At 73.0% G+C, this 7,709-nt stretch carries 8 protein-coding genes; 4 read left to right on the top strand and 4 right to left on the bottom strand.

What is annotated here, in order from left to right; all coding sequences use genetic code 11:
* Positions 1–7: 7 nt before the first annotated feature.
* From VB739_RS08370 to VB739_RS08380, 3 genes are read right to left on the bottom strand one after another with little or no spacing between them, the layout of a single operon-like run.
* Complete coding sequence (locus VB739_RS08370) at positions 8–1,399, bottom strand: sensor histidine kinase (RefSeq protein ID WP_323356640.1); 1,392 nt, start codon at positions 1,397–1,399, stop codon at positions 8–10.
* Positions 1,377–2,102 carry a response regulator gene (locus tag VB739_RS08375; RefSeq protein ID WP_323356641.1) on the bottom strand — a complete coding sequence of 242 codons (726 nt, stop codon included), beginning with the start codon at positions 2,100–2,102 and terminating at the stop codon, positions 1,377–1,379. The genes VB739_RS08370 and VB739_RS08375 overlap by 23 nt, the downstream gene beginning before the upstream one ends.
* A 3-nt stretch (positions 2,103–2,105) precedes the next feature.
* Positions 2,106–2,897 carry a hypothetical protein gene (locus VB739_RS08380; RefSeq protein WP_323356642.1) on the bottom strand — a complete coding sequence of 264 codons (792 nt, stop codon included), beginning with the start codon at positions 2,895–2,897 and terminating at the stop codon, positions 2,106–2,108.
* 77 nt (positions 2,898–2,974) lie between these two features.
* Between VB739_RS08380 and VB739_RS08385 the strand changes: the two genes are divergently transcribed.
* Positions 2,975–4,057 (top strand): UDP-N-acetylglucosamine--N-acetylmuramyl-(pentapeptide) pyrophosphoryl-undecaprenol N-acetylglucosamine transferase, encoded by a 1,083-nt coding sequence (locus VB739_RS08385; RefSeq protein ID WP_323356643.1) that lies wholly within the window; start codon positions 2,975–2,977, stop codon positions 4,055–4,057.
* Here VB739_RS08385 and VB739_RS08390 read toward each other — a convergent pair.
* Positions 4,041–5,177: a pyridoxal phosphate-dependent aminotransferase gene (locus tag VB739_RS08390; RefSeq protein ID WP_323356644.1), complete on the bottom strand. Its 1,137-nt coding sequence runs from the start codon at positions 5,175–5,177 to the stop codon at positions 4,041–4,043. The two genes, VB739_RS08385 and VB739_RS08390, sit on opposite strands and share 17 nt — an antisense overlap.
* 107 nt (positions 5,178–5,284) lie before the next feature.
* Between VB739_RS08390 and VB739_RS08395 the strand changes: the two genes are divergently transcribed.
* The 3 genes from VB739_RS08395 to VB739_RS08405 all read left to right on the top strand — a co-directional run.
* Complete coding sequence (locus VB739_RS08395; RefSeq protein WP_323356645.1) at positions 5,285–6,196, top strand: MoxR family ATPase; 912 nt, start codon at positions 5,285–5,287, stop codon at positions 6,194–6,196.
* Positions 6,183–7,094, top strand: a complete 912-nt coding sequence (locus tag VB739_RS08400) for a hypothetical protein (protein ID WP_323356646.1) — start codon at positions 6,183–6,185, stop codon at positions 7,092–7,094. Before VB739_RS08395 ends, VB739_RS08400 begins: the two co-directional genes overlap by 14 nt.
* Positions 7,091–7,709: DUF3488 domain-containing protein (locus VB739_RS08405; protein WP_323356647.1), on the top strand; the 619-nt coding region annotated here is incomplete at its 3' end. The genes VB739_RS08400 and VB739_RS08405, both read left to right, overlap by 4 nt.

The raw sequence follows: 7,709 nt of genomic DNA on the forward strand, positions 1-7,709 counted from the left end.
AGCCGACCTACACCCCCGGCAGGGGCCAGGCCCTCAGAGCCACGGCGAAGCGTCCCTGCGGAGGCTCGGCGGCGGCAGGGGCCTCAAGCCGGCGCAGGTCACCGCCATGGTCGCGGGCGACTTTGGCGGCAATGGCCAGGCCCAGACCGCAGTGCCCCTCACCGCCGCGGGCCTGATCCAGTCGCTGAAACGGTGTCATGGCCTTGTGCCACTGCTCCGGGCTGATGCCCTCGCCACAGTCCCAGACCTGGATCTCGAAACCGCTCTCCACGGGTCCGGCCTCACCGTGGGGATGCACCGCCCCATCGCCCGGGCCGAGGGGCCGCAGCACCACCCGCAGCGGCGGCCGGCCATAGGTGAGGGCGTTGTCGAGCAGGTTGCCCACCGCCCGCGCCAGAGCGATCGGGCGCACCCGCCGCACCAGCGGCTCCAGATCCAGCTCCAGGGGCACCTCCCCCACCGCCGCCGCCGACTCCGCCACCAGGGCATCGAGCGGCACGAGCAAGGGACTCTCCCCCGCTTCGGCTCCCGCAAAAATCATGAACTGGCGGGTGATCCGCTCGATCGAGCGGATGTCGGCCTGGGCCCGCTCCAGTTCCTGGGGCGCCATCGGGCCCTCAGCGGCGAGGGCGAGGCGCAGCCGCAGCCGCGTGAGGGGACTGCGCAGGTCGTGGGCGATGCCAGCCAGCATCGTGGTGCGCTCCCGCGCGGAATCCTCCAGCCGCAGCAGCATGGCGTTGAACCGGGCCATCAGCTGCCGCACCGCCGGGGCGCCCATGGCGGGCAGAGCCTCGGGCAGGGCTTCGAGACCCACATCGGCCAGGGCCTCCTGCAGGCGGGTCAAGGGCCGCTGGACCTCCAGCGTCAGGAACAGCAGCAGGGCTCCAAGGCCGCCCAGGCCGATGGACACGGACAGAAAAAACGGATCCGGCGGCCAGCCGCGGGGGGAGGGCAGGGGGGCGAACAACCAGACCCGCTCGAGGGACGAGGCCATCTCCACCCACACGCCGCGCCGAGGCGACAGGGCCGGCCGCACCGCAGGACATCGGCCCAGGCGACGGCACAGTTCCCGCTGCAGCCGGTGGGTCTGCCAGCGCAACCGTCGGTCCGCGGCCGCGGCCGGTTCCGGCTCCGGCAGGGTGCCCACCACCAGGCGCATGCCGCTGATCTGGCCGAGCACCTCGGGGCTGAAGCGCTCCAGGGCCACTTCCCCCAGCACCACGTTCGAGGCCACCTCCGAACCTGTCTGGACCAGTTGCTGCTGGGCCAGCCGCCGACCCAGGAGCACCTGCAGCATCACCAGGCTGAGGGCGGCCGCGCCGGTGCCTGCCACCAGGTACGCCAGCGTGCGCCCCAGCGACGGCCGCCAGAAGGATTCAGGACTGGCGGGGCTTGCCATCGGGGACGAACACATAGCCATAGCCCCAGACCGTTTGCACATAGCGGGGCCTAGCCGGCTCGGGTTCGATCAGCCGCCGCAACCGTGACACCTGCACGTCCATGCTGCGGCTGTCGGTGTCACTGCCCGGGCCCCGGGCCAGCTCGATCAGCCGCTCCCGGGACAGGGGCCGGTGGGGGTGCTGCACGAAGGCCGCCAGCAGGGCGAACTCGCCGCCAGTGATGGTGAGCGCTTCCCCCTGGCGCTCCAGAGTGCGGGCTGCCAGATCCACCTCCAGGTCGCCGAAGCCGATCCGGGCCCCGTCGGGCTGGGGCAATCCGCCGGGAAGGGTGCCGCGGCGGCGCAGCACCGCCTCGATCCGGGCGGACAGCTCCCTTGGCAGAAAGGGTTTGGCCAGGTAGTCGTCGGCCCCCTGCTCCAGGCCGATGATCCGATCCACCGCATCGGCACGGGCCGTCAGCATCAGCACCGGCAGGTCGTCGTCCCCGTCCCGCAGACGCCGCAGCAGGGTGAGGCCATCATCGCCGGGGAGCATCAGGTCGAGCACCAGCAGATCGGGGCGCTGCCCCTCCAGCCGGGCCATCAGCTGGGCGCCATCGCCCATGCAGCGGACCTCGTAGCCCTGGTCCCCCAGGTAGGTGGAGAGGAGATGGCGCAGGTCCGGATCGTCGTCCACCACCCAGATCCGATGCGGTCGGCCCATGGTTCAGGGCTCGAGCGATTGGCGATCGGCGACAACGCGCACCCGCTTGGTGGCGCTGACGATGCCGTCGGGGTGCACCAGCAGGACGGCCCAGGTCTGGGAACCGGGGGACAGGGGCGCCTGCACGATCTTGAACAGTCCGCCGCCCCCGAGGGCGCCGAGTTCCATGCTCGGGCTGGCCATGGTGGCCTGCTGCTGGGGGGTGATGGCCGCGATGCCCCCAGCGGCGAGGGCACCGTCGAGCGGATCATCGAAGATCACGTCGACGTCGTAGCGCTGGCCGGTCAGCACGGCGTCGGGGATCAGCAGGCTCACCGGCAGGGGCTTGTCACCGCTGCGCAGCAGCGACCGTTCCCGCAGCACCGTCTGGCCGTTGATGCGGGTGCCGTCGCTCTGCAGGGCCAGCTGTTGCTCCGCCTCCAGCCGGTAAGTGGTGCCGCCTTGGCGCCGGGTGCCATCCACCCGGAGGGTCACCGTGGGTTGACCATCGCGCAGTTGGGCGCCGCTGCGCAGCTGCCAGCGGGCATCGGGAAACTGCTGCCGCAACAAGCGCCGGCGGCTCTCCAGCAGGGCGGGATCCAGACCGGGGCCCGCCTGCAGCAGGCCAGCCAGGGCCGTGTCGGAGCTGCTGTTGAGGGCGGTCTCAAGGGCCTGCAGCTGGGCGGGCGAAGGGGGAACCGCCAGGGCGGGGGCGACGCCAGCGCCGGCCATCACCATGGTCGCCAGGAGGATGCCGAGCCGCTGGGGCGACCGAACCGGGGGCAGGGGGGCGTTCAGCGGGCAGGACGGAGCCATGGAGAGGGAGGGAACCGGGGCGGCGGTAAGCGGACCGGAATCGGCTTTTAAGTTAGGCGCGCTCGCCCCACCCGCCCATGCCGACCCTGCTGATCGCCGCCAGCGGCACGGGTGGCCACCTGTTCCCCGCCCTGGCGGTGGCCGAAGCCCTGCCTGCCGACTGGCAAGTGCACTGGGTGGGGGTACCGAACCGGCTGGAGACGGACCTGGTCCCCAGCCGTTACCCGCTCCACATGGTGCGCGCCGGCGGACTGCAGGGCCGGGGTCTGCGGAAGCTGTGGAACCTGCTGCAGCTGCTGCTGGCCGTGCTGCCGATGCGGCGCCTGATCCGGCGGGAGGGGGTGAGCGTGGTGTTCAGCAGCGGGGGGTACATCGCCGCACCGGCGATCCTGGCCGCCCGCTGGTGCGGGGTACCGGTGGTGCTGCACGAGAGCAACGCCATCCCCGGGCGGGTGACCCGGTTGCTGGGCCCCCTGTGCACAACGGTGGCGGTGGGGCTTCCCCAGGCGGCGGAGCGGCTGTCCCGCTGCCGTCCTCTGGTGTGCGGCACCCCGGTACGACGGGACTTCCTTACCCCCACACCCCTGCCCGAGTGGGTGCCAGGGGGCGACGGGCCCCTGCTGCTGGTGATGGGGGGCAGCCAGGGGGCCCTGCGCCTCAACCGCATGGTGCGGCCCCTGCTGCCGCAGCTGGCGGCCAGCGGCTGCCGCATCGTGCACCTCACGGGCAGCCAGGACCCCGAAGCCGGAACGCTGCGCCTCGACGGGGTGGCGGAGCGGGCCTTCAGCGAGGAGTTGCCCGGGCTGCTGCAACACTGCGATCTGGCCATCAGCCGGGCCGGCGCCGGCAGCCTCAGCGAGCTGGCCGTCTGCGGCACGCCGGCGATCCTGGTGCCCTTCCCCCAAGCCGCCGACCGGCATCAGGATGCCAATGCCGCCGCCGCCGCCAGCCTGGGCGCCGCGGTGATCGTCTGGCAGCACGAGCCCGGCGAGCCAGCCCTGGGGCGGGCCGTGTGGCGGCTGCTGGGGCCGCGCCTGCGGGGCGCCGCCACAGGAGCCGATCCTCTGGAGCCGATGCGGGACGGCATGCAGGCCCTGGCGGTGCGGGACGCCGACCGGCGGCTGGTGCAGGTGCTGGAGCAGGTCAGCGGCCGCGGTTGAAGCGCCGCAGGGCCCCCAGGAGACGACGGTTGCCGGCCCTGCTCTGGACGGCGATCCGCAGCCAGTTCTCCCCCAGGCCCTCGAAGGAGCGGCAGTCGCGCACCAGGATCCGGTGCTGGCGTTCCAGCGCCAGCCGCAGCGGCTGGAGCGAGACGGCCGCAGGAGTGCTGCGCACCAGCAGGTAGTTGGCCGCCGAGGGCAGGGGCTCCAGTCCGGGCACCGCCGCCAGACGGGCCATCAGCCAGGGCCCCTCTCCGGCCACCCAGTGCTGCACCCGCCGCTGCCAGCGCCGCAGGCCGGCCTGATCGGCCATCAGGACCTGCCCCGCCGCTGCCGCCAGGCCATTGACGGGCCAGGGGTCGCGCCAGGTGGCCCAGCGGGCCAGCCGCTCGGCGCCGCCCAGGGCATAGCCGAGGCGCAGGCCGGCGATCGAGAACAGCTTGGTGAGGCTGCGGATCACCACCAGGTTGGGGTGGGCCGGCAGCAACGGCACCAGCGACTGGTCCTCGCCGGCGGGCACCAGCGGCAGGAACGCCTCATCGACGATCACCAGGGCGAACCGCTCCAGCAGGGGCTGCAGCGAGGCCCGGCTCCAGAGCTGGCCAGTGGGGTTGTGGGGATTGGTGAGCCACAGCACAGCCGGGCGGCCTGTCGTCACGGCCGTGGCGATGGCGGCCTCGGCCAGGGGCCAGTCGGTGGGACCGGGTCCGCACCAGTCCAGTGGCAGCGGCAGGGTCCTCCACGCGCCGCCCCAGCAGTCCAGGGCCCTGCGGTAGTCGGCGAAGCCCGGCGCCGGCAGCAGGCTCAGGCCGCAGGCGGCGGCGTCCCGCGCCGCCCAGGTGAAGAGTTCGGCGGCCCCATTGCCGGGGAGAACCATGGCCGGATCGAGCCCGTGCCAGGCGGCGATGGCGCCGCAGAGGCCCCCGTACTCCCGGTCGGGATAGTCCCGCAGATCGGTGCCCAGTGCGCGGTGCAGCAGGCGCCGCAGGCGGGGCGGAGGGCCGAAGGGCACCAGGGAGGCGCTGGCGTCCAGCAGCTGATCCGGACGGCAGCCGAGGCGTCTTGCGGCCGCCTGGAGGTTGCCGCCATGGGGTTGCGGCGGATCAGGAAGCCCCGTCACCGGGTGGTGAGCTGGCACCGACTCCAGGGAACATTCAGGAGGTTGTAACACAGAAGGGTGGCGGGGCTGCTGCAATGGGTGGACCACCGGTGCACCGCACTCCCCCCGTGCCCCCTTCCCCTCTCCAGCCGGTGATCAGCGCGATCGGAGAGGTGTTGCTGGGCAAGGAGCATCAGGTGCGGCTGGCCCTGGCCTGCCTGCTGGCCCGCGGCCACCTGTTGATCGAGGACCTGCCCGGCATGGGCAAGACCACCCTGGCCGAGGCCCTGGCCCGCAGCTTCGGGCTCGGCTTCAAGCGGGTGAGCTTCACCAGCGACCTGCTGCCCGCCGATCTGACCGGCCTGAATGTGTTCGACCCTGGCGCCGCCAGCTTTCACTTTCAGCCTGGTCCCCTGTTCAGCCAGGTGCTGCTCGCCGACGAGATCAACCGGGCCAGCCCCCGCACCCAGAGCGCGTTGCTGGAGGCGATGGCCGCCGGTCGGGTGAGCGTGGACGGCACCAGCCATCCCCTGCCCCAGCCCTTTCTGGTGATCGCCACCCAGAACGGTCTCGACCAGGGGGGCACCTCAGCCCTGCCGGAATCCCAGCTGGACCGGTTCCTGATGCGCCTCAGCCTGGGCTATCCGCCCCGCCAGGCGGAGCGGGCCCTGCTGCAGGGCGAGGGCCTGCGGCCCGATGGCCTGAACGGCGGCTTCGGGCCCGAGGATCTGCTGGAGCTGCAGGCACGTTGTGATCAGCAGCACTGCAGCACCGCCCTGCTCGACTACGTGCTCGACCTGCTGGAGCGCAGCCGTCACCAGCCCGCCCAGGGCCATCCGCTATCCCCCCGGGCCGGCCTGGCCCTGGTGGCTGCCGCCCGCGCCTGGTCGCTGCTGGAGGGTCGAGACCATGTGCTCCCTGACGACGTCCAGGCGGTGCTGGCCGCCGTCTGCGAGCACCGCATGGACGGCGGCCAGCGGGGGGAACGCAACGGGGAGCTGAGCCAGCGGCTCCAGGCGGGTGTCGATGGACTTCGGTAGGCCGCAGCGGGGAGAGCGGGTGCGCCTGCGGATGCGCAACCTTTACATCCTGCCGACGCGGTTCGGCTGGCTCTGGCTGGCGGGCACCGTGCTGCTGCAGGTGGTCGGCATCCAGATGCAGAGCAACGGCACCCTGCTGCTGAGCTTCCTGATGCTGAGCCTGTTCCTGCTCACCCTGCACCTCACCCACTTCAACCTGCAGGGTGTGGAGCTGGGCTGCGGCGCACCGGCGCCGGGCTTCGCCGGGACCCCGCTCGCCTATCCGATCCAGTTGCGCTGCCCAAGCCGCAGCGAAGGGGTGCGCCTGCGGCTGGGGGGGGAGGCGGCGGGTGCGCCGCTGTCGCTGCCGCCGGGGGACCATGCGCTCACCGTGACCTGGACACCATCTGGGCGGGGCTGGCACACACCCGGCCTGCTGCGGGTGCAGACCACGGCCCCGCTGGGGCTGTTCTGCTGCTGGTCCCGCTGGTACCCGGAAGCGGCCCAGCTGATCTACCCGGCCCGTCGGGCCGGACCGGTACAGCTGCTGGCTGGAGCCACCGCTCCCGTGGCCGGTGAACCGGCCGTCGCCAGCCGCCAGGAGGGCAGCGAGGACTGGCGTGACCTGGCTCCCCATCGCCCCCAGGACAGCCCGAGCCGACTGGCCTGGAAACTGCTGGCCCAGGGGCGGGGCGAGTACGCCAAACGCTTCCTGGATCGCCCCGAAGCGGCCCCCCTGCTGGCCCCGGAACCCGGGGTGCCCCTGGAGGCGGCCCTCGAACACCTCAGTGAGCGCATCTGGAGCTGCCACGGCCGGGGCCTCAGCTACGGCCTGGTGCTGGGCGGCCAGGCCATCGCGCCCGGCCGGGGGGTGCTCCACCGGGATCAGTGCCTGGCGGCCCTCGCCTGCTGCCGATGAGCCGCGCCGCCGCTCCCCTGCAGTGGCTCACCATGGGGTTGCTGGCGGTGGGGCTGCTGGGCCTGTCGCCCGCCCTGTCCCTGAGCCTGCTGGCCTTCGGCCTGGCGGTGCTGACGGCCCTGAAGCTGCGCGAGGCCCGCAGCCTCGAGGAGCGGCGGGTGGTGGCGCTGCTGCAGCTGGTCTGCGCCGGTCTGCTGGCGGCCCTGCGCCCCGAACTGGGCCCGAGCCTGCTGCAGGGCCTGGCCATCCTGATGGCCCTGGCCGGCCTGCTGGCCCTGGAACTGGGGGCCGGGCCCGACTGGAAGGCGCTGCTGCGCCGCAGCCTGCAGGTGCTGCTGGCGGCCCTGCCGATCGCCCTGGTGCTGTTCCTGCTGCTGCCCCGGCTGATGCCCTTCAGCAACCTCGGCACCGGCCACGGCATGGGGGCCGTCACCGGCCTCAGCGACAGCATGGAGCCGGGCTCCATCGCCAGGCTCGCCGTCAGCCGCCAGGCCGCCGCCCGGGTCGCCTTTCCCCTGGGCGGCGAGCCGCCGCCCCTGGAGCAGCGCTACTGGCGGGTGCTGGTGCATGAACGCTTCGACGGCCGCAGCTGGCGCAGCGCCGCCCCCACGTTCC

This window comes from Cyanobium gracile UHCC 0281, from assembly GCF_034931305.1.
Classification (GTDB): Bacteria; Cyanobacteriota; Cyanobacteriia; order PCC-6307; family Cyanobiaceae; genus Cyanobium; species Cyanobium gracile_A.